This is a genomic window from Providencia hangzhouensis (assembly GCF_029193595.2).
Taxonomy (GTDB): domain Bacteria; phylum Pseudomonadota; class Gammaproteobacteria; order Enterobacterales; family Enterobacteriaceae; genus Providencia; species Providencia hangzhouensis.
Genome location: NZ_CP135052.1, coordinates 1,139,329 through 1,160,374, shown reverse-complemented (window position 1 = coordinate 1,160,374; position 21,046 = coordinate 1,139,329). Strand labels below are relative to the sequence as shown.

Genomic DNA, 21,046 nt, shown 5'->3' with positions numbered 1-21,046 from the left:
ATTAGCCTCTTTTGCCAGTAAGCATATTACCGACAACGATAGCGGAGATCCCATGGAATTTGAACCCGCCTTACAACCAGCTACTTTAATTAAACGTTACAAGCGCTTTTTGGCTGATGTTACTTTACCGAGCGGCGAAGAAATTACAATTCACTGTGCGAATACAGGCGCTATGACAGGTTGTGCTACCCCTGGTGATACCATCTGGTATTCGACGTCCAATAATACAAAACGCAAATATCCGTATAGTTGGGAGTTAACCCAAACCACAAATGGCCACTTTATTTGCATTAATACCCTTCGTGCGAACCAATTAGTTGCACAAGCCTTAGCCGAAAAACACATTCCAGAATTATCCGAATACAGCGTAATAAAGCCTGAAGTTAAATATGGCACAGAAAATAGCCGAATCGATTTCTATCTCACGCAAAATGGATTACCAGATTGCTTTATCGAAGTAAAATCAGTAACTTTACTAGAAAATAATCAGGGGTTCTTTCCTGATGCAGTGACACTTAGAGGCCAAAAACATTTAAGAGAGCTCATGCATATTGCGAAAGAAGGAAAAAGAGCCATACTATTGTTTGTTGCTTTACACACAGGTATTCACGTAGCATCTGCAGCGGCACATATTGATAAACAATATGCGCTCTTATTGGAGGAAGCGAGACAAAGTGGTGTTGAAGTGCTTTGTTATCAAGCTGATATAACTGTTCAACAAATGGTGTTAAGTAAGCAGATTCACTTTAACTCTATTAAATAAAGTTTTTTTAACCGTTTTTTATACGAGGCCGCAGAGTTCTGGGCGCTAAAAAGGGAATAAACACGCTCGCCCTCACAGCATTACAAAACTCATTGCAGGAACGATTGCCAAGAGCGCAGTCTTCTGCTATTTATAGCGACCTTAATTTTTCCCCCTTGGGGTTTTTGTAAAATTTGCGTGTGTAGGAGAAGCATTATGCAAGAAGGGCAAAAACGTAAGACATCGTCCTTAAGCATTCTCGCCATTGCTGGGGTTGAACCCTATCATGAAAAAGCTGGCGAAGAGTACATGAACGAGGCCCAGTTGGCGCATTTTAAGCTCATTCTCGAAGCATGGCGCAATCAACTCAGAGATGAAGTGGACCGGACTGTTACTCATATGCAAGATGAGGCAGCTAACTTTCCAGACCCCGTTGATAGAGCCGCTCAGGAAGAAGAATTCAGCCTTGAATTACGTAACCGGGACCGTGAACGTAAACTGATTAAGAAAATCGAAAAAACGCTGAAAAAAGTTGAAGATGACGACTTTGGCTATTGTGAATCATGTGGTGTAGAAATTGGTATCCGCCGTTTGGAAGCCCGTCCTACCGCTGATTTATGTATCGACTGTAAAACATTAGCTGAAATTCGCGAAAAGCAAATGGCTGGCTAGTGTCTATATGGAGTCCTGAACGGCGCATATTACTGCGCCGTTACAAGGGAACTCTACATCCTGTTATGTTCAGCTCAGAGCTTATTCCTTGCGTTAGCTATCACATAAAATCTATCCTTCCCGCATCTTTTTGCCAATTGGTTGGCGATAACGTCCTATCGTGCTCTTTTAAGTAAGATAAACATTTACTTTCACGTAATTTTTTACGGAGATAGATTAGGCTGTTATTTAACCCCATAGTTTGAAGTTGAATAATCATCTAACAACAAAAAAGCGCTTAAAATAAGGCTTCTAAACCTATACTTCTATAGTGAGATCGCTTTTTGAGCTATTATTTTGCGTAAATTTTATTGGTAACGTTTATAATTAGAGATGACTTTTATTCGTTTAACCATTCTCAAAGAAACTTCTGTGAGCTATGATTAGCCGCTTATTTTTGTTTAATGAATATTGGTAATGACATCGAGGTGTACTATTTTTAACCGAGTAGCAAATTTCTGCCGTAATATTTTATCTCGCAATACAGACGCATCCCCTGAAGATGTAGAACAACATCGTGATACTTCGCGAGATATACAGGCAGCCGGTAAAAGGCCAGTCACTCATTCTGCTCATGCGCAAACCGCATCTAAAGAGCAGAACACCGCTCAACCCCATAAAACAGCCCCTATTAAAAAAACGGTTCGTCAATCTCAACGTGCCGATTCAACACCTGAGAAGCGCCCTACAATGACAACCGTAAACGACGAAAACATTACTGTTATCCCGCGTTCCGAACACCCTATTTCGCGTAGTGATATTAGTGACAATGCATTAAAAGTACTGTATCGCTTAAATAAAAGTGGCTTTGAAGCCTACTTAGTGGGGGGTGGTGTGCGTGATTTGCTTTTAGGCCAAAAGCCTAAAGACTTCGATATAACTACGAACGCAACACCTGAGCAGATCCGCAAATTATTTCGTAATTGCCGTCTAGTTGGTCGTCGTTTCCGTCTAGCCCATATTATGTTTGGCCCCGAAATTATTGAAGTTGCAACTTTCCGTGGTCACCATGACCAAAATGTGTCAGATGACAAAAACTTATCTGCACAAGCGCAAAACGGTATGTTGTTACGCGACAACATCTTTGGTTCTATTGAGGAAGATGCGATTCGTCGGGACTTCACCGTTAATAGCCTATATTACAATATTGAAGACTTCACATTACGTGACTACGTTAATGGTTTGAAAGACCTCAAAGCTGGCGTTATTCGTTTAATTGGTGACCCTGAAACGCGCTATCGTGAAGACCCAGTCAGAATGCTAAGAGCGGTACGTTTTGCCTGCAAATTAAATATGAGCATCGAGCCGAAAACCGCAGAGCCAATTTACCAACTCGCTCATTTATTGAGAGAAATTCCATCTGCTCGGTTATTTGAAGAATCTCTCAAATTACTCCAAGCAGGCCAAGGTTACGCGACTTATAAAATGCTCAAAAAATATGGTTTGTTTGAGCAACTTTTCCCTGTTGTCGCAAGCCGATTTACTGATAACAGTGATTCGCCAATGGAAAAAATCATTGAGCAAGTCCTTAAAAATACTGATTTCAGACTAAAAAATGATAAGCGTGTTAACCCTGCTTTTTTATTTGCTGTTATGTTATGGTACCCAGTTACTGAGCATGCTGAGAAGCTATCTCAAGAAGGCGGGTTGGCCTATTACGACGCCTTTGCGCTGGCAATGAATGATATATTAGATGAACAGTGCCGCTCGATTGCGATCCCAAAACGCATTACAACCACTATGCGTGATATTTGGTTATTGCAATTACGCTTACCTCGCCGCCAAGGTCGTCGCGCAAATAAACTCATGGAGCACCCAAAATTCCGTGCAGCGTTTGATTTATTAGAATTAAGAGCCAATGTTGAGCACCGCAACGAGTTACAAGAGTTAGCGTTATGGTGGACTGATTTTCAACAAGCGAATAATATCAAACAGCGTGAAATGATTTCGGAATTAGGTAGTGCCCCTACTCGCCGCCGCCATCGCCCACGTTCATCACAAGGTGGAACCGGCGCGCGCCGGCCGAATAAGTCATAATAGATAGAGAGAATACAATGGAACAAGTCTATATTGCTGTAGGAAGTAACCTTGGTGAGCCGCTGCTACAGGCACAGCAAGCTATTGCAGCATTAGATGCTATTCCTAATAGCCGCGTTGTTTCTACCTCTTCTGTTTATCGAACTAAACCATTAGGCCCACAGGACCAGCCAGATTTTTTGAATCTGGCTGTGCTACTAGAAACAAGCCTTGAGCCCGAGGTTCTTCTTAACCATACACAAAAAATCGAGCTTGAACTTGGCCGTGTACGCAAAGAGGAACGTTGGGGGCCACGAACGCTTGACCTCGATATCATGCTTTTTGGTAACCGTATCATCAATACTGAACGGTTAATCGTTCCACATTATGGGCTAAAAGAGCGTGAGTTTATGTTGTATCCGCTTAGCGAAATCGCCCCTTCCCTTGTTTTTCCTGATGGCGAAAAGCTTTCAGAAAGACTCACACAAGTCCCTCGAAATGGCCTAACGTTTTGGGATATTCCAGCCTAAAATGTTCAACCTCTTATGAGGTATGGTCGCAGGGAGATCATTTCCGGAGGTTATTATAATGAAACCAATTTCTCTGGCTGATTTATGTCAGTTTAAAAAAGACAAACACAAATTTGCAACCATGACAGCCTATGACTCAAGCTTTGCTCAATTATTTTATGAGCAAGGTATTCAGGTGATGCTCGTTGGAGACTCACTGGGAATGACGATCCAAGGTGAATCATCTACTTTACCTGTGACCGTCGAGCAAATTGCTTACCACACCCGATGCGTTCGCAAAGGTGCACCAAACGCCTTCATTATTGCAGATATGCCATTCATGAGTTACGCCACACCAGAACAAGCTTGTTCTAATGCAGCAATTTTGATGCAAGCGGGTGCAAACATGGTGAAAATTGAGGGTGGCAGCTGGTTATGTGATACCGTAAAAATGCTAGGAGAACGCTCTGTTCCTGTGTGTGGTCATCTCGGTTTAACACCTCAAGCAGTAAACGTTCTTGGCGGTTATAAAGTCCAAGGACGCGATGAGGTCACGGCAAATCAATTACTCAAAGATGCAATTGCATTAGAAAATGCAGGTATCCAATTATTGGTTCTCGAATGTGTTCCAACTGCCTTAGCAAGTCATGTTTCTGAAGAACTGCTATTACCGGTGATTGGTATTGGCGCAGGAAATGGAACTGATGGACAAATCCTTGTTATGCATGATGCACTGGGTATTACCGCACGAGCGCCTAAATTTGCTAAAAACTTTTTAGCTCAAGCAGGCAACCTTCATGATGCTATTCGTATGTATATCCAAGAAGTAGAAGATGGCATTTACCCAAGTGAAGCACATTCTTTTTCTTAATTGATGCCAGTAATTATAAGGAACACACGTATGCTTATCGTTGAAACGGCACTTATCTTACGCCGTGAAATTCGTCGTTGGAAACAAGAAGGTAAACGTATTGCACTTGTCCCAACGATGGGTAATTTACACGATGGTCACTTAACACTCATTGACCAAGCGAAAAAACAGGCTGATATTGTGATTGCCAGTGTATTCGTGAACCCTATGCAATTTGATAGGCAATCTGATTTAGCCAATTACCCACGAACTTTGCAAGAAGATTGCGAAAAATTAAAGCGTCGTGATATCAATTTAGTTTTTGCACCTTCCCCGCAAGAATTCTACCCAGAAGGGATGGAAAAACAGACTTTTGTTGAAGTTCCTGAGTTATCGACCATGTTAGAAGGCGCAAGCCGTCCCGGTCATTTTAGAGGTGTCGCAACGGTTATCACTAAGCTGTTCAACTTAGTTCAGCCAGATATTGCCTTGTTTGGTGAAAAAGATTACCAACAGTTGCAATTAATTCGCAAATTAGTTTCTGACTTATCATTTGATACTCAAATTGTTAGTGTCCCAACGGTTAGAGCTAAAAATGGCCTAGCACTGAGTTCACGTAACAATAATTTGTCAGCAGAAGAGCTAAAAATAGCGCCTAAGCTGTATCAAATTATGCAACAAGCGGGTGAAAAATTAGTGGCTGAACCTAGCGCATCTGAGGTTATTATTGAAGAGATGAATAATAGCTTACGTGAAGCCAGTTTTACTCCTGATGAGCTATTTATTCGCGATGCAGAGACGTTGTTACCACTTGGTGATTCCAGTAAACGTGCGGTTATTTTAATGGCGGCATGGTTAGGTCAAACGCGTCTTATTGACAATTTACAAGTTGACCTGCAACGCGATATTGCATAAAACAATAAGACTTATAACACTATCACAGCAACCATCTTGCTGCGTTGCTAAGCCTGTTGCGACTTATATACACGTAGTCAACAACGCTGCAGTTTTGAAGGCACTATGATTTTATTCAAAGTCATTCAGATTGCAGCTAGGCGGCAAGTAAGTGAGTCCCTAGGAGCATACATAAGTATGTGACTAGGGCGAACGCACGTAGTCAACAACGCTGCAATTTGAAGGACGAAGAAGAAATGTTAAGAAGAATGTTACAAGGCAAACTCCATCGCGTCACAGTCACACAGGCAGACCTACACTACGAAGGGTCATGTGCGATTGATCAGAACTTCATGGATGCTGCTGGGATCCTTGAATATGAAGCCATTGATATCTATAACGTCGATAATGGTGAGCGTTTTTCAACCTACGCGATTTCTGGCGAGCGCGGTTCAAAAATTATCTCAGTTAATGGTGCTGCTGCACGCCGTGCCGCGGTAGGCGATAAACTCATTATTTGTTCATATGTACAAATTGACGATGAAGATGCGCGCACGCATAAACCGAAGGTTGCTTATTTTGATGAAAACAATGTCATGAGCAGGGTTGCTAAAGCAGTGCCTGTACAAGTCGCTTAATATAAGAAAGCACCATTCTATAGCGCTTGAGATTGTTGATAAAGCGGGATAAATACCTATTTTTCCCGCTTTGTTTTATCTGCCCAACGTTAATAAGTTGTTTTTTAGGGTTTTACTTTCAAAGCTTGCTCTAATTGCTGATGACATAATAGGTTTACCAGCAATCAGAGGGCAATTTAGCAATCCTTTTTACTTAAATTATTTTTTTGCGTTAATGTCGCAATTGCTTCACGGTAACAAAGTTCAAGTTTTTCTCTGCTATCCGCCGTAATATGAAGGTCTTGCAATCGGCCATTGTTAATACCGTAGACCCAGCCGTGGATCATGACTTTTTGACCGCGTTTCCACGCTGATTGCATAATGGTAGAGTGGCCTAAATTATAAACTTGTTCCACAACATTTAGTTCACATAAACGGTTAAGTCGCTCGCAAGGTTTTAATTCACCTAACATAGAGCTGTGTCTGTACCAAATATCACGTATGTGTAATAACCAATTATTGATTAAGCCGAGTTCGGTATTATCAACAGCCGCTTCAATACCACCACAACCATAGTGACCACAAATAATGATGTGCTCAACTTGTAAGACATCAACGGCATATTGAATAACAGATAAACAATTAAGATCCGTGTGGATAACTAAATTAGCAACATTACGGTGAACAAAAAGGTCGCCAGGTGCTGCGTTAATTAGCTTTTCTGCAGGTACTCGACTGTCTGAGCAGCCTATCCATAAGAATCTTGGCTTTTGCGCTTTTGATAATTCTTTGAAGAATTCAGGATCTTGCTCTTTTACTGATGCTGACCATGCTTCATTGTTAGCAAACAGTTCTTCTATTTTTCTCATCATGACTTATAGCCTAATTGTGTTACTTTGCGATAAAATCTTATACAGCATTTATTGATTAATTAATAATTAGTTATACTAATTTTAATGCCCTTATGATGAACCTCTCCTTTAGACAAAACAACCCTAAATTAGTAACATATTGAATTATCTTAGATAAATTAATTATCTCTTTTCTGCATAACATAGGACAGAAAAAAGTGGCATCATTAGGATATATTGCCGCCAAACTATCTTAAGAATAAAGGTTTTTTTTACATATGACATATGCACTTGAATTATCGCAGTTAACCAAAACCTACCCCGGTGGTGTAAGAGCCTTGCGAGGAATCGACTTAAGCGTTGAAGATGGCGATTTTTATGCTTTGCTAGGACCAAATGGTGCAGGTAAATCAACTACAATCGGGATTATCAGCTCATTAGTGAATAAAACGAGTGGGAGTGTAAAAGTTTTTGGTTATGATTTAGAAAAGCAAGTTGTACAAGCAAAACAACAACTTGGTTTAGTGCCTCAAGAATTCAATTTCAACCCTTTTGAGACAGTACTACAAATCGTCCTTAACCAAGCGGGTTACTATGGAGTCACTCGTTCAGTTGCTGTAGAACGTGCCGAACAGTATCTGACTCAACTTGATTTATGGGAAAAACGCAATGAGCGTGCCCGCAATCTATCAGGTGGAATGAAACGCCGTTTAATGATTGCTCGTGCTTTAATGCACCAACCAAAATTATTAATACTCGATGAGCCAACAGCAGGAGTGGATATCGAGTTACGTCGTTCTATGTGGACATTTTTGAAGAATCTAAACGCTCAAGGGACGACAATCATTTTAACAACTCACTATTTAGAAGAAGCTGAAATGCTGTGCCGTAATATTGGTATTATTCAACATGGTGAGCTAGTTGAAAATACAAGTATGAAACAACTACTTAGCCAACTAGAATCAGAAACTTTTATTTTTGATCTAATGCCCAAAAGTCCTGTTCCTCAATTATTAGGGTATGAATCTCGTTTGATAGACACATCAACACTTGAAGTGGATGTAAAAAGAGAGCAAGGCCTAAATAGTGTTTTTAGCCAATTCAGCGAGCAAGGTGTACAAATTTTAAGTATGCGTAATAAAGCGAACCGTTTGGAAGAGTTATTTGTTAATTTAGTCAAAAAAGAAAGCCATGCGGCCGAGAAGGAGATTGTAAAATGATCTCATTGTACTGGGTAGCATTAAAAACTATTTGGATAAAAGAAGTCACTCGATTTGGTCGTATCTGGGTACAAACCTTATTACCACCAGTCATTACAATGTCACTATACTTTGTCATTTTTGGTAATTTAATTGGCTCAAGAATTGGTGATATGGGTGGTGTGGACTATATGCAATTTATAGTTCCGGGGTTAATCATGATGGCAGTTATCACTAACTCTTACTCTAATGTCTGCTCTTCATTTTTTGGTTCTAAATTTCAAAAGAATATTGAAGAGTTACTGGTTGCACCTGTTCCAACACACATAATTATTGCTGGTTTTGTTGGTGGAGGTGTTGCTCGTGGGATCCTAGTTGGTTTTTTAGTCACGTTAGTGTCACTATTTTTTATTCCACTACAAGTCCATTCATGGGTTATGGTTGTAGTAACCTTGTTGCTAACCGCTATTGTATTTTCACTTGCTGGGCTATTAAATGCAATTTTTGCTAAGACGTTTGATGATATCAGTATCGTTCCTACTTTTGTCCTAACACCGTTAACTTATTTAGGTGGTGTCTTTTATTCGCTATCCTTATTACCGCCAGTTTGGCAGGCTATATCTAAATTAAACCCTATCGTGTATATGATTAGTGGATTTAGATATGGATTCCTAGGTATTGCAGATGTATCAATCGCAATTACTCTTGGTGTACTGATGATTTTCTTGATAGTTTTTTATTTACTAACTTGGTATTTGATTGAACAAGGTAGAGGGTTACGCAGTTAATTTAGCCTAGATTATAAATAATAAAAAGGTCATATCTATCGTTGTCATTCAGCTAATTAGATATGGCCTTTTATTTTTAAGTAAAATCACTTAATCAAGCAAAGAATATTCTCGATAAAAAATCAAAACTAAAGTAAATTTAATAAAAAATTATATATTAAAGAGAGTTTACTACCCCTTTAATTTAAACCATAAATAGTTTCTTGTTGAAAAAATTAAAATTCATGGTCTTATCATTCATTTTATTTACCTGAAAAGGTAAAAATAAAAAGATGATTTTATAGCACTGCCAGATCATATCTTATGAGTTTTCACATTTCCCCTACAGCAAATAAGCTTTAAATACCTTAAATACCAACTTTGGAGATTTTTAATACCACGCATCTCGTATAATAAGAATATTGGCCTGCATATATCCGTTAAATTATATTTCAAACGAAATACAATGTTACAGTTACTTAAATAATATTTAAATTTAATTTTAATATGATTGTTATCGTTAACAGTTAAGAAAATGTCAGTTTATTGGATTATTCATCTATATTATTAACTTAAAAGCGTTATTTCAAAGTTAAACATCGCAATCTAAGTAAAATACTTAAAATTACTCGTTTAATGGATTTACTTTAAAAACACTAATATAATTTTGATGTGTGAAATATATGGGATAATAGTTATTAAAAAATAACTTAGTCATCTAACCTGAATATAATTAATGATTCTTTACTAGATAGATAAGAGGTTCCTATGATTTTTAAAAAGTCAGTATTAATGGCATCAATTATTATGGTTTCATTATCAAGTGTGGCACATGCTGCAATTGATAGCGGTAATGCTAAAGGCACCATAAATTTCAAAGGTCAATTTATTGATACGACTTGTACTATTGAAGTTAATAATACAAACAAAAATGAAGGTGTAGTGCAACTTGGCACTTGGATGACTAACACCTTCGATAAAGTCGGTGAATTAACTGATGCAGTTCCTTTAACAATAGGCTTGAGTGGCTGCCCTGCAACATTAGCACGTGCTCGCGTCACCTTCGGAGGAACCGCACACCCAGATAACAACCAATTATATGCTGTCAATGAGGCTGAAGGTGTTGGTATTGGTATTTCTGGTGATGTTAACGGAACAAATTTCTATACTCCAGACACAGAAGCTGATGGTATTGATTTGAAAGGTAATAGTGGCGAAAAAACATATTATGCGCGTTACGTTACAACCGCAAATGAAGTTACTGCTGGTAAAGCAAACGCTGACGTTACTGTCACTATTCAATATAACCAATAGTTCACTGAATTAAGGGAACATTCGTTCCCTCTTTTTATAGGGGAAAATTTTGAAAAAGCATCTCATTTCATTAGCGCTTTTATTTATGACGACTCTTAATGCAAACGCCAGTGTTATTTTAGGTGGCACTCGTGTTATTTATGAAGGCAATAAGAAAGAAGCTTCAATTTCAGTGAGAAATGATGACAAAACACCTTATCTTGTACAATCTTGGGTCAATAATTTTAATAATAATGATAAGCAAAAAGTACCGTTTACTGTAACTCCTCCACTTTTTCGCATTGAACCTGAATCAGCCAATGCTATTCGAATTGTTTTAACAGATTCTCAGTTACCCTCTGATAAAGAATCAGTTTATTGGCTAAATGTTAAATCAATTCCACCATCAGACCCAAATGCAACAAATAATTTAACGATTTCAATTAATAACAAGATTAAATTATTTTATCGCCCTGCAGATTTACCAACAGCAGAAGCATTAATTGCGTATGAAAAATTAACCTTTAAAAAACAAGGAAACTATTTAAAAGCAAATAATCCAACGCCTTATTATGTTTCATTCGGGGAGTTGAAGGTTGGTAATAAAGAAATTGCAGAACCAGGCATGGTCCCTCCTCTGGGCGAAGCGTCATGGAATATTTCGGGAACTCAAGCAAACCAAGTTACTTGGAGTGCAATTAATGACTATGGAACGATAACGAAAGCGAAAACTCAGACATTAAAATAATCAGTTGGAAGAACATTCATTATGCGCTGCATTTCAAGAAAGCAACATCCATTAAATCGTCATTATGACGCGATAACCGATTTGCATAATGGGGTAACTTATTTTCGATTAAAAAAAATATGTCAGGTAGTAACTGCAATAATTTTGGCTGGAATAAGCATTAGTCATGTATCTGCGGAAGATTATTTTAGTCCTAGCTCACTCAGCGTCATTGATGGCCAAAATATTGCAGATCTACCTAATTTAGACCAGTTTGCTAACCCTGGAGGCCAGTTAGCGGGAGAATATCATGTCGATATTATCGTAAATGGTATTTTAATGGATTCTAAGGTTATCGAATTTGTTAAGGATGATAAATCAAGCCAGTTAATTCCACGCATAACAAAAGAAGAATTAGCACTTTGGGGAGTTAAAGTTAATTCTATTCCAGCATTGGCTGCACTTTCTGCTGGGCAATATATAGGCCCAATAGGCGAATATATACCCGAGGCAAAATCTACGCTTGAATTGAATCAACAGAAGCTGAATATCTCAATACCTCAAATTGCTATGAATAAACAAGCATTAGGTACTGTTCCCGCTAGTCAATGGGAAAATGGTGTTCCTGCTTTAATCTTAAATTATTATTATAGTGGTTCAAACAATTGGAGTCGTAATAACGCCAAAGATACAAACTCTCATTATTTCAACCTTCGTAGCACTGGAAATCTAGGCCCATGGCGTTTAAAAAACTATTCGACTTATACGGATAATAGTGGAGAACGCGAATGGAAAAACATTGAGACTAGCTTAGAAAGAGGGATTAATTTCTTAAAATCTCAATTAGTGATTGGTGACACAGCGACACCAAGTGAGATTTTTGATGGTTTTCAATTCCGTGGCATTCAATTACAAAGTGATGAATCCATGCTACCTAGTTCAATGAGAGGTTTTGCTCCGATTATTAGGGGAATAGCTCAAAGTAACGCAGAAGTTACGATTAAACAAAATAACTATGTTATTTATCAATCCTATGTCTCTCCAGGTGCATTTGAAATTGATGATTTATACCCAACAGGGACTAGCGGTGACTTAACCGTTATAATTAAGGAAGCGGATGGTACTGAACGCTCATTTACTGTTCCTTTCTCATCAATTGCTATTATGCAGCGAGAAGGGCAACTCAAGTATTCATTAACGGGGGGAAAATATAAATCTAATGCCTCCGGTGAAGTAGAACCTGATTTCCTGCAAAGTACTTTTATTTATGGGTTACCAAAAGGTATTACTGGGTATGTTGGAACTTTACTATCAAAAAATTACCAATCTTATGCGATAGGAATGGGAATTAATTTAGGTAGTTTGGGAGCACTATCGGCTGATGTTACACAAGCAAATAGCCAAAATTTATTAGGGAAAGAAGATACCGACAGTGGGCAGTCATATCGTTTTCAATACTCCAAAAACGTGACCTCGACTGGTACATCTGTAACTTTAGCTAACTATCGTTACTCAACGGAAGGTTTTTATTCATTCAGTGAAGCTAACAGTAATCAACCTAAAATATATCGCGATAATAAAAAAAATCGCTTTCAAATCTCACTAAATCAGTCACTAAATGAATTCGGTAATATTTATTTTTCTAGTTATCAGCAAGATTATTGGAACCGTTCGGGTAAAGAACGCTCATTAAATGCAGGTTATAACAAAAGCTTTGATGGGATCACTTATAACTTTAATTACAGTTATTCTGATAGTGCTTATCAACGTAAAGCTGATAATTACTTCTCTTTTTCAGTTTCTATTCCACTTAATAATACATCCGGCAATTACACATCGATAAATAGTAGTATTACAGCGGATAACAGCGGCAATGCAGACGCAATGATGGGAGTAAGTGGTACTCTTGGTGAAAAAAATAATATTAATTACGCTGTTCAGCAGTCATATGGAAATAAAGAAACTCGTGGTAGTGGAAATGCCTCGGCATCTTATCGAGGAAGTTACGGTGTTGCTAATGCGGCCTATGGCTATGATAGATATTCACAGCGAGCAAACTATGGTTTAACAGGGGCGATTGTTGCTCATCCATATGGTATCACTTTAGCCCAGCCTATCTATGATTCTTTCGCGATTATTCGAGCTCCGGGTGCGGAAAATGTGCAAGTTTTAAATCGAGCTAATATTTCAACCGATTCTCGAGGTTACGCAATTGTGCCTTATCTCAACCCTTATACTAAAAATGAAATATCCCTCAACATTGACTCTTTACCTGAAAATGTTGAATTAAAAACCAATACAGTTAATGCGGTACCAACAAAAGGTGCCGCAATTTTGGCAAGCTACCAAACTCATGTCGGTTACCGATTATTATTTAATGTTACTCATAATGGAAAACCAGTGCCTTTCGGTGCAATGGCCCAATTCGCTCAAAGTGATGACCAAAATATGAGCTCAGGTATTGTCGGTGATAATGGTGATGTGTATCTCAGTGGGATGCCAGAGCAAGGGCGACTACAAATTAAATGGGGTAAAAACCAAGAAGATCAGTGTGTTGCCGAATATAAATTAACTGCTGAACAATTGAAGCATCATTTACCCATATTGCCCGTCAACTGCCAATAAAATAGGTTTTGAATATGAATATAAAACAAATTATTGCTTTGGTTGGTATTACCTTGTTTTCATTTAACGCGCTCAGTGTCGGGCAGTTTCGTATCAATTTAGGGGATTTAGAAATTGATACGGCAACTCATAAACTTCCCCGTGAAGCGATATTGGGTAATGGTTGGAAGCAATTTGAGTCTACAGGGAATCAAGAATTATGTGTTGCTGAAGGGCCGGGAAACTTTAATTTTACTCCTCAAGTAAATAGCCAACCCGTAGGAATGGTGATTAATGATGGCTCAGGGAGTTACCCCGTTTTTAGCACTGGCATTAATGGCGTGGGTTATGTCATGGCATTAAGGCAAAAAGGAACGAGCCAATGGTATCCATTAACAGGAAATAATAGCGAAATTAGTGCCATTGATGGCTCATCATCGCTACAACTTGAAACACGAATGATGTATGTCAAAACCGTTCAAGGAGATATTGAAGGAACGGATAAGGCTGTTACACATTTTAATCCAGTCAAAGTGCAATGCAGTGGTGATATGAATTGGATCTCATCAGTAGGGGAAATATTGCCTGCATCAACATTGATTTCATGGGCACAACGCACTTGTGCAGTTTCATCAGTTCGACAATCGGTCGACCTCGGCGTCCATGACATCGCTAAAGTTCGCTCGTTAAATATAGGAGATACCTTTGGCCATGCTCAACAGTCGATTACGATTAACTGCCCTGCCATCATGTCTGTAGCCTACACCGTAGCGGATAACTTGCATCCAAGTAATATAAATACAGATATTATTTATTTAGAAAATGAAAGCGAAAGCCCTGGATTTGCGGTGCGAGTATACGAAGCGGGTCAATCTTCCCCATTGAAATTAGGAGGAGACCGTACCTTATCCAACAATTATGTCTATTCCTTGCTGGATAAAGCAAGTCTGAGCCCCATTGTCACAAAAACATTTGAATTCAGATATGTCAAAACATCAAATGAAGTGAAGGCAACTCATGGTAATGCACAGGTTACGGTTACCCTTGTGTATAAATAATCAAGGGTCATTATTTATGAAACATAATTTAAATCTATTTGTACTGTTTTTTATATCTCTAATGCCAATGAATGTGATGGCTGTGGATGCCTATATCAAGGTGAATTTCACAGGTTCGATTAAAGGTGAAACGTGTAGCATATCTTCTGCTGCGCAAGGTGTTGATTTAGGAATGTGGTTTTTAGAAGGTGATGGAAGCAACTTCCCTCGTAACTCAGTGACGGATTGGGTGGAATTTGATTTGGTTTTTAATTGTTCAACAGTAAATCGACAAGTGAGTGGCGCCTTAGAAGGAACCCCTGCTGTACTAGATAGAAAGCTATTTGAGTTGGATCAGACTGAAGGTTCAGCGAGCGGAATGGCAATTCAAGTTGAAACTTATTCACCCGAGCGCAAACGTTGGGAAGCGAAAAATGCAAATGAAGTCAGCACCTTAATTAGTGCGGCTGGGACAGCCTCAGGAACTAATACAGTTCAATTGCGTGCGCGCTATAAGCAATTAGCAAATAGCGCAACACCAGGTACGGCAAATGCCTCTATTACATTCGTTGTACGAAATAATTAAGGGGAAGCAATGAATAAAAAAACTCAATATGCAATTCATTGCTTTGTAATAATGACATCATTATTTTCTTTTAAATCATTCGGTTATGATGCCGTTTTTAATATTACAGGACGAGTATCTTCTAATACTTGCTCCGTCCAATCATCAAGAATACAAAATGTTCATCTTGGTGATTATACTATTGGCCAGTCTGGCTTTGGTAGTGGTGTCAACACGCAAAGCAAAGATGTGAGATGGCAGATTGATTTTGATTGCGATAAAGACACTAAAATTAATATTGCTCTTCAAGGACGTCAATATTCAGGTTCTAACACAGTTCTAGATATAGATAACTCTTCTGATAGAGCCAGAGGTGTTGGAATAAGAATAGAATACAGTAATGACCGAACGCTGTGGTATAGGATGGGAATAGGTGGCCGTGGTACTTTGGTTTCCCCGTCAAATGTTGACGGAAAACTATCGATATACTTTAACTCGTATTATATACAAATGGAAAAAACGATTCTTCCAGGTAAAGCCAATGCGGCTATGGACGTAGAAGTGACTTACGAATAATAAATTGCAAAGTAGGAAAAGCGCCCTACTGTGGCGCTCAGTATACTGCTAACCTATACTATCTAGCTACAGTAAGAAGGACCGCTAAACGCGGCTCTTCTTTATAAGGTCACCAAATATTAATCTTCAAGTAACGTTACATGACCAATATAAGGCAGATGACGATATTGTTGAGCGTAGTCGATACCGTAACCCACCACAAATTTGTCTTCAATAGAATAACCAATCCACTCAACAGGAACCTGCACTTCGCGACGTGAAGGTTTATCCAGTAATGTACAAATAGCGACAGATTTAGGGCCACGTAATTCGAAAATTTCACGAACTTTATTTAAAGTATTACCAGAGTCGATAATATCTTCAACGATTAATACGTGTTTATCACGGATATCTTCGTCCAAATCTTTGACAATTTTAACATCACGGCTCGATGTCATCGCATTGCCATAACTTGAAACAGTCATAAAATCGACTTCATGAGGAACATCAATCTTACGGCATAAATCAGCCATAAAAATAAATGAACCTTTCAGCAAGCCAACAAGGACTAATTCACCATCAAGCTTTTGATAATGAGCACTAATTTTATCAGCTAATTCACTAATTCGTTGAGCAATCTCTTCTTCAGAGATCATCACTTCAAGGGTATGTTTCATCTTCTATTACGCATCTATGGGAATGGAAAGCACGTAATTTTAACATAGGCAGCACGCATATACTAATAAAGGAAAATACAGTGCTAAAATTTCACACTGCATTTTCTCTGAAAATAAATATTGCTGTTAACTGACAGTGAAGCCCAACATCATTCCTGTATCTTCATGCTCCAAAAGATGGCAATGGGCCATATAAGGGTGCTGTTGAGTTGCAGGGTGTTTAAACTCGACTAAAATTTCACTCACCTGCCCTTCCACTTTAACAATATCTTTCCACCCTTGACGATGAGGCGCTACGGCTTGGCCGTTTTCTTTTAGGATACGAAAACGTGTGCCATGGACGTGGAATGGGTGCAACATCATATCGCCACGCCCTGAAACGACCCAAATTTCTTGCTGATTCATAGGGGCATTGAATGCAGGATGCGTCATTGAGAAAACTTGCCCATTAATAGTATTCGCATTATGAATATCCAAACCATCAGAACCTGTACCACAGTGGCCGCCACTTCCCATTTTGCCATTCATATTTCCATGATTCATATTTCCATGGTTCATATTACCTGCATTCATGTTACCGTGGTTCATATTCCCCATCATTGCACCATGACCGCCCATGTTACCCATGGCCTGGTCACCATATTTTTCACGTAACATCATCATGCCTTGCATGTCCAAACGCATATCCATCATTAAGTGGAAACGACGGCGATTTAAGCCAGCAAGAGAAGGAATAGCAGACATTGCTGCAAGTGTTGATGGTAAGTCACCTTCTCCCTTCGTCAACGTTGTTTCAATACGCAGTACTGGCAAAGGCTGGTCAAATGGTGCGATCGTCATACCCATTTGCCCGACAGGTAGAGTTACCAAATCGAATGCACGACCATCGGAGGCATCAATTAATACTTCAAAACGCTCTCCCATCAAGATAGGTAATTCTGTTACCGCAATCGGCTCGGCTAATAAACCACCATCACTCGCAACGACATACATTTTACGTCCATCACTGGTGGAAATATTTAAACTTCTAGCATTACAGCCATTCAATAACCTTAAGCGCAGCCAACCTTTCGGGGCAACATGTTTAGGATAAACAGCACCATTCGTTAGCATGATGTCACCGAACCACCCCACAGCCGCACTCATCACATCAAGCTGGTAATCAATTTGCCCATCATCTTTTAAGCGTTTGTCTTGCAAAATGACAGGAATGTCATCAACACCCCAATCGCTTGGTAAGCCGTGTTTTGTGCTGTCATCATCTTTAATTAATACAAGACCAGCTAACCCCATCGCCACTTGGTAACCGGTTTTTCCATGAGTATGAGGATGGAACCAACATGTCGCTTCGCTTTGATTTACCGTAAAATTCACTTTACGGCTTGTATCTGGTTGGATTATCGCTTGAGGGCCGCCATCTTGCTCACCTGAAATCTCTAAACCGTGCCAATGAACCGTGGTGTCTTCTGCCAGTTTGTTAATAATATTGATATTAACATTTTGTCCATTTTTCAAACTAATTGCAGGGCCTAATAAATTACCGTTATAACCCCATGTCGTCGTTTGCTTTCCTGGAACAAATTGCGAAACGCCCTGCTGAATAACGACCTGAATGTTGCCTTGCGCATCAGGCTCCAATAAGGGTGGAATCGCTAATGTTGGATAATTTCCTGCTGCTACCGCGATGCGGCTCCAAATAGGCAGCGCACTTGCAGCATATGTGATAGCACTTAACTTAAGAAAATCGCGACGTAGCATTGATAACCTTCCTTTTATTTATCAAATCGATAATCATCAGTGGTGTAATTTATGACAAATTACACTTTCGAAGCAAAACATGGTTTAATGGAGGTATGATAAAGCTTCCCCTTACAGGAAGGTCAATAAAGCCACTCTAAAAATGTGGGTTTATTACATGGATTTAAGAAAAATATAGTTGACTAACAATTCTATTCTTATGCTAACGTAACTTGACATAGAAAACAGATAGAATAACGAATGCGCAAATTTATATTGATGTCATGCTTAATGACTCTGTTGGGGATAACCAATTCTGTCAGAGCTCTTTCCAACAACGAAGCTGAAGATCTTGCTGATCTCACGGCTGTTTTTATTTATCTAAAATATGATTGCGGGTATTCACAAATCCCAGATAGAGAAATTGAACGTGCCATTGTTTACTTTGCTAAAAGTAACAAATGGGACCTTAGCAACTATAATGCGGAAAAAATGACCGCCCTTAACAAAGAAAGTTATAGTGACCTAAAAGGGATACCACTCACCACTGAGTTTAAATGCCAGTCCCTTGCACGGGATTCTCTTGGCCTCTTTGCTTACGTCAAGTAAGCTGATAAGAAAGCCCATCAAGAAAACATGCCAACATATTGCCTGCATGTTTTCTTTCTTTACCCTAAATTATTCTTTCTTTTCTGCCTTCTTTCTTGCCAAAACAAAGCTATCGATGGAATACTTTGAATAATTACCATCCTGATAATATGGTTTGACATAACAAAGCCTGCATCTAAATTCATGGTAATTGCTGCGAATGTCATCGCTTCCATACTTCCCGGGGCCCAAGCTAACAGTAACACCGAAATATCATAGCCTGTAATCCAAGATGCAAATACCGTGATAAGAAAAGTCAGCACGATATTAACCACCACGACTTGAGCTGAAGAGTATATATTTTTAATCAACGAGGAAAGTGGGAACACAATGAAATGGTTACCAATGTTCATCCCAATCAATACCATACTCAATTCAGTCAACATCAGTGGAAAATTCAATGGGATATCAGCCCAACCTTGAATGAGTGTTGCCGCCGCTAATGACGTCAACATAAAAGGCGCAGGAACTTTTAAACGCTGTAAAATGGCCCCTGAAATCACCCCAACAGCAATAATAAGCAGTAGCCATCCCGTTGAAATTAATGTCAATTCTGGCAATTCTATTATCGGTTGTGGGTCACCATCACTGCCAACAACAATTCCTGCTAATAAGATAAGAATAATTAAGCGAATTGTATGGGAAATAACAATTTTCTGAGGCGGTGTATGGGTGTGGTCTGTTAATGCGAGGATTGCCGCCATAGCACCGGGTACAGAGCCAAGCATTGCCTCTTGTTTTGTCCAACCGACTTTCCGGTAAAACCAAAAAAAACTAAACGAAAATTGCACAGCCAAACAAACAACTAACATCAATAATAAAAGAAATAAATTGTCCGCTTCATTAAGAGATACTTGATTGAACATCAAGCCCACAGAGGTTCCCAACGTGACTTGAACAAAACTAATGGTGTGTTTAGGAATTGCGAAGGAAATACCAAAACGATGAAAAATGATAATGGCAATGATCGGGCCAAACATCAATGCAAGGGGAACTCCTAGGTAAGTAAGCCCGCCACCGATTAAAGCACAGATGGAAATCCCACCTATCATTTTTAATAATTTCTTCATATGGTATTAACCATTAAGTCTTTTTATATCCCTAATTTATATCATATTATTTAAGCCATATAGCTTTAGTTTTTATTTATTTATCACCCTAGTGATATCCACCAACATTTATCTATTTATTAGGTTTTGATCTTATTATTTTAACTTGGTCTGAAAAAATCTTTTTAACTTAGATTGACACGGTACAGTGAAAAATTTATTTCCTTCTCTTTATGTTATCAGCATGAGCTTGGTTCATAACCGCTTTGGACATCCATTGTGCTAATTGTGTTACTTGAGCATCATCCATTTTCCAAATATCTTTTAGTACTAAAAATATTTCAGAACCATAAATAACAGAAAAAGCACGAATCACTTTATCAATAATTTCTTGCGGATATTCTGATTTCATTGGCGATGTGACCATTGCAAGAATTTCTTTACGATTACCGCGTTCTAGACGCTTATCTTTAATGCTTTGTGGAGCTGCTCGCCCCTGTGCCCACTGCTGTAATGATACTTGCAGCGCGGCTCGTAAAACACCTTCATGTTCAAACATACGTGGAAAAGCATAGGTTAATAGCTCGTCAATACGCTCTTCGGTTTGCTCACTTTGCGGGCGCCAAGTTAAAATAGGACCTAAACTTTCATTAACCGTTGCGGTAATTAAATCGGCTTGTGTTGGAAAATAACGATAAGCTGTCGCACGAGAAACTCCCGCCTCAAGTGCCAACTCAGAAACAGAAGGCATCGCCCCTTTTTCAAATAAATCTAAAGCCGTCTTAATCAACAATACATAGGTTCGTTTTCGTGTCCCTTTGTATTCTGAATGTGAATTAGTTTTAGACATTAATTTATCCTTAAAATACTGTCACTTACTATAAAATGAGTTAGAGCTCATGAAAACATATAAGTGTGAATAGGTAAATGCACTTGGTTGATGATTTAAAGAAATTATTCATAAAGGTGATTTAAAAGTAATAGCAAAAATCATAACA

Annotated in this window: 21 protein-coding genes; 16 read left to right on the top strand and 5 right to left on the bottom strand. The window is 38.8% G+C overall.

Annotation, left to right across the window (positions count from 1 at the left end):
* The first annotated feature begins 52 nt into the window (after window positions 1-52).
* From sfsA to panD, 7 genes are all read left to right on the top strand, one after another.
* The gene (gene sfsA / locus PZ638_RS05070) at window positions 53-763 is read left to right on the top strand and encodes a DNA/RNA nuclease SfsA (protein ID WP_004260493.1); all 711 of its coding nucleotides are present in this window, start codon (window positions 53-55) and stop codon (window positions 761-763) included.
* Window positions 764-958: 195 nt separating this feature from the next.
* The gene (gene dksA / locus PZ638_RS05065) at window positions 959-1,414 is read left to right on the top strand and encodes an RNA polymerase-binding protein DksA (RefSeq protein ID WP_004260494.1); all 456 of its coding nucleotides are present in this window, start codon (window positions 959-961) and stop codon (window positions 1,412-1,414) included.
* A gap of 729 nt (window positions 1,415-2,143) precedes the next feature.
* Entirely contained in the window at window positions 2,144-3,490 is a 1,347-nt protein-coding gene (gene pcnB / locus PZ638_RS05060) for a polynucleotide adenylyltransferase PcnB (protein WP_206077539.1), read from the top strand.
* Window positions 3,491-3,507: 17 nt separating this feature from the next.
* Window positions 3,508-3,999: a 2-amino-4-hydroxy-6-hydroxymethyldihydropteridine diphosphokinase gene (gene folK, locus PZ638_RS05055; RefSeq protein WP_094960949.1), complete on the top strand. Its 492-nt coding sequence runs from the start codon at window positions 3,508-3,510 to the stop codon at window positions 3,997-3,999.
* A gap of 58 nt (window positions 4,000-4,057) precedes the next feature.
* Entirely contained in the window at window positions 4,058-4,849 is a 792-nt protein-coding gene (gene panB / locus PZ638_RS05050) for a 3-methyl-2-oxobutanoate hydroxymethyltransferase (protein WP_036958292.1), read from the top strand.
* A gap of 30 nt (window positions 4,850-4,879) precedes the next feature.
* Window positions 4,880-5,743: a pantoate--beta-alanine ligase gene (gene panC / locus PZ638_RS05045; protein WP_036958293.1), complete on the top strand. Its 864-nt coding sequence runs from the start codon at window positions 4,880-4,882 to the stop codon at window positions 5,741-5,743.
* Between the two features lie 236 nt (window positions 5,744-5,979).
* Complete coding sequence (gene panD / locus PZ638_RS05040; RefSeq protein ID WP_036958294.1) at window positions 5,980-6,360, top strand: aspartate 1-decarboxylase; 381 nt, start codon at window positions 5,980-5,982, stop codon at window positions 6,358-6,360.
* Between the two features lie 176 nt (window positions 6,361-6,536).
* On the opposite strand, the gene can is transcribed toward panD, so the two are convergent.
* Entirely contained in the window at window positions 6,537-7,211 is a 675-nt protein-coding gene (gene can, locus PZ638_RS05035; RefSeq protein WP_004260515.1) for a carbonate dehydratase, read from the bottom strand.
* Window positions 7,212-7,468: 257 nt separating this feature from the next.
* On the opposite strand from can, the gene PZ638_RS05030 reads away from it, so the two are divergent.
* The 8 genes from PZ638_RS05030 to PZ638_RS04995 all read left to right on the top strand — a co-directional run bounded on the left by PZ638_RS05030 (window position 7,469) and on the right by PZ638_RS04995 (window position 15,958).
* A complete protein-coding gene (locus PZ638_RS05030) occupies window positions 7,469-8,410 on the top strand; it encodes an ABC transporter ATP-binding protein (RefSeq protein WP_004260518.1) in 942 nt (313 codons plus the stop codon).
* Window positions 8,407-9,177 (top strand): ABC transporter permease, encoded by a 771-nt coding sequence (locus PZ638_RS05025; protein WP_004260522.1) that lies wholly within the window; start codon window positions 8,407-8,409, stop codon window positions 9,175-9,177. Before PZ638_RS05030 ends, PZ638_RS05025 begins: the two co-directional genes overlap by 4 nt.
* Window positions 9,178-9,924: 747 nt before the next feature.
* On the top strand, window positions 9,925-10,470 hold the full coding sequence (locus PZ638_RS05020; RefSeq protein ID WP_004260526.1) for a fimbrial protein: 546 nt from the start codon (window positions 9,925-9,927) through the stop codon (window positions 10,468-10,470).
* 49 nt (window positions 10,471-10,519) lie between these two features.
* Entirely contained in the window at window positions 10,520-11,197 is a 678-nt protein-coding gene (locus PZ638_RS05015; RefSeq protein WP_197739528.1) for a fimbrial biogenesis chaperone, read from the top strand.
* Between the two features lie 21 nt (window positions 11,198-11,218).
* Entirely contained in the window at window positions 11,219-13,801 is a 2,583-nt protein-coding gene (locus tag PZ638_RS05010; RefSeq protein WP_144140762.1) for a fimbria/pilus outer membrane usher protein, read from the top strand.
* Between the two features lie 14 nt (window positions 13,802-13,815).
* Complete coding sequence (locus tag PZ638_RS05005) at window positions 13,816-14,838, top strand: fimbrial protein (protein WP_180312405.1); 1,023 nt, start codon at window positions 13,816-13,818, stop codon at window positions 14,836-14,838.
* Window positions 14,839-14,854: 16 nt separating this feature from the next.
* On the top strand, window positions 14,855-15,403 hold the full coding sequence (locus PZ638_RS05000; protein WP_206277825.1) for a fimbrial protein: 549 nt from the start codon (window positions 14,855-14,857) through the stop codon (window positions 15,401-15,403).
* A gap of 9 nt (window positions 15,404-15,412) precedes the next feature.
* Complete coding sequence (locus PZ638_RS04995) at window positions 15,413-15,958, top strand: fimbrial protein (RefSeq protein WP_206277824.1); 546 nt, start codon at window positions 15,413-15,415, stop codon at window positions 15,956-15,958.
* Between the two features lie 119 nt (window positions 15,959-16,077).
* Here the strand turns inward: PZ638_RS04995 and hpt are convergent, their stop codons facing one another.
* Together hpt and cueO are read right to left on the bottom strand one after the other, a co-directional pair.
* A complete protein-coding gene (gene hpt, locus PZ638_RS04990; RefSeq protein ID WP_125891608.1) occupies window positions 16,078-16,614 on the bottom strand; it encodes a hypoxanthine phosphoribosyltransferase in 537 nt (178 codons plus the stop codon).
* Between the two features lie 126 nt (window positions 16,615-16,740).
* Entirely contained in the window at window positions 16,741-18,372 is a 1,632-nt protein-coding gene (gene cueO / locus PZ638_RS04985) for a multicopper oxidase CueO (RefSeq protein ID WP_112307179.1), read from the bottom strand.
* A gap of 240 nt (window positions 18,373-18,612) precedes the next feature.
* Here cueO and PZ638_RS04980 point away from each other — a divergent pair, with 240 nt between their 5' ends.
* The gene (locus PZ638_RS04980; protein WP_036958296.1) at window positions 18,613-18,960 is read left to right on the top strand and encodes a YacC family pilotin-like protein; all 348 of its coding nucleotides are present in this window, start codon (window positions 18,613-18,615) and stop codon (window positions 18,958-18,960) included.
* Between the two features lie 59 nt (window positions 18,961-19,019).
* Here PZ638_RS04980 and PZ638_RS04975 read toward each other — a convergent pair whose 3' ends face one another.
* Both PZ638_RS04975 and PZ638_RS04970 read right to left on the bottom strand, forming a co-directional pair.
* A complete protein-coding gene (locus tag PZ638_RS04975; RefSeq protein WP_094960943.1) occupies window positions 19,020-20,069 on the bottom strand; it encodes an AbrB family transcriptional regulator in 1,050 nt (349 codons plus the stop codon).
* Window positions 20,070-20,265: 196 nt separating this feature from the next.
* Window positions 20,266-20,898: a TetR/AcrR family transcriptional regulator gene (locus PZ638_RS04970; protein ID WP_004260563.1), complete on the bottom strand. Its 633-nt coding sequence runs from the start codon at window positions 20,896-20,898 to the stop codon at window positions 20,266-20,268.
* Window positions 20,899-21,046: the final 148 nt, after the last annotated feature.

Coding starts and splice junctions, on each gene's coding strand:
- sfsA (WP_004260493.1), top strand. CDS start 53: ATGGAATTTGAACCCGCCTTACAACCAGCTACTTTAATTAAACGTTAC.
- dksA (WP_004260494.1), top strand. CDS start 959: ATGCAAGAAGGGCAAAAACGTAAGACATCGTCCTTAAGCATTCTCGCC.
- pcnB (WP_206077539.1), top strand. CDS start 2,144: ATGACAACCGTAAACGACGAAAACATTACTGTTATCCCGCGTTCCGAA.
- folK (WP_094960949.1), top strand. CDS start 3,508: ATGGAACAAGTCTATATTGCTGTAGGAAGTAACCTTGGTGAGCCGCTG.
- panB (WP_036958292.1), top strand. CDS start 4,058: ATGAAACCAATTTCTCTGGCTGATTTATGTCAGTTTAAAAAAGACAAA.
- panC (WP_036958293.1), top strand. CDS start 4,880: ATGCTTATCGTTGAAACGGCACTTATCTTACGCCGTGAAATTCGTCGT.
- panD (WP_036958294.1), top strand. CDS start 5,980: ATGTTAAGAAGAATGTTACAAGGCAAACTCCATCGCGTCACAGTCACA.
- can (WP_004260515.1), bottom strand. CDS start 7,211: ATGATGAGAAAAATAGAAGAACTGTTTGCTAACAATGAAGCATGGTCA.
- PZ638_RS05030 (WP_004260518.1), top strand. CDS start 7,469: ATGACATATGCACTTGAATTATCGCAGTTAACCAAAACCTACCCCGGT.
- PZ638_RS05025 (WP_004260522.1), top strand. CDS start 8,407: ATGATCTCATTGTACTGGGTAGCATTAAAAACTATTTGGATAAAAGAA.
- PZ638_RS05020 (WP_004260526.1), top strand. CDS start 9,925: ATGATTTTTAAAAAGTCAGTATTAATGGCATCAATTATTATGGTTTCA.
- PZ638_RS05010 (WP_144140762.1), top strand. CDS start 11,219: ATGCGCTGCATTTCAAGAAAGCAACATCCATTAAATCGTCATTATGAC.
- PZ638_RS05005 (WP_180312405.1), top strand. CDS start 13,816: ATGAATATAAAACAAATTATTGCTTTGGTTGGTATTACCTTGTTTTCA.
- PZ638_RS05000 (WP_206277825.1), top strand. CDS start 14,855: ATGAAACATAATTTAAATCTATTTGTACTGTTTTTTATATCTCTAATG.
- PZ638_RS04995 (WP_206277824.1), top strand. CDS start 15,413: ATGAATAAAAAAACTCAATATGCAATTCATTGCTTTGTAATAATGACA.
- hpt (WP_125891608.1), bottom strand. CDS start 16,614: ATGAAACATACCCTTGAAGTGATGATCTCTGAAGAAGAGATTGCTCAA.
- cueO (WP_112307179.1), bottom strand. CDS start 18,372: ATGCTACGTCGCGATTTTCTTAAGTTAAGTGCTATCACATATGCTGCA.
- PZ638_RS04980 (WP_036958296.1), top strand. CDS start 18,613: ATGCGCAAATTTATATTGATGTCATGCTTAATGACTCTGTTGGGGATA.
- PZ638_RS04975 (WP_094960943.1), bottom strand. CDS start 20,069: ATGAAGAAATTATTAAAAATGATAGGTGGGATTTCCATCTGTGCTTTA.
- PZ638_RS04970 (WP_004260563.1), bottom strand. CDS start 20,898: ATGTCTAAAACTAATTCACATTCAGAATACAAAGGGACACGAAAACGA.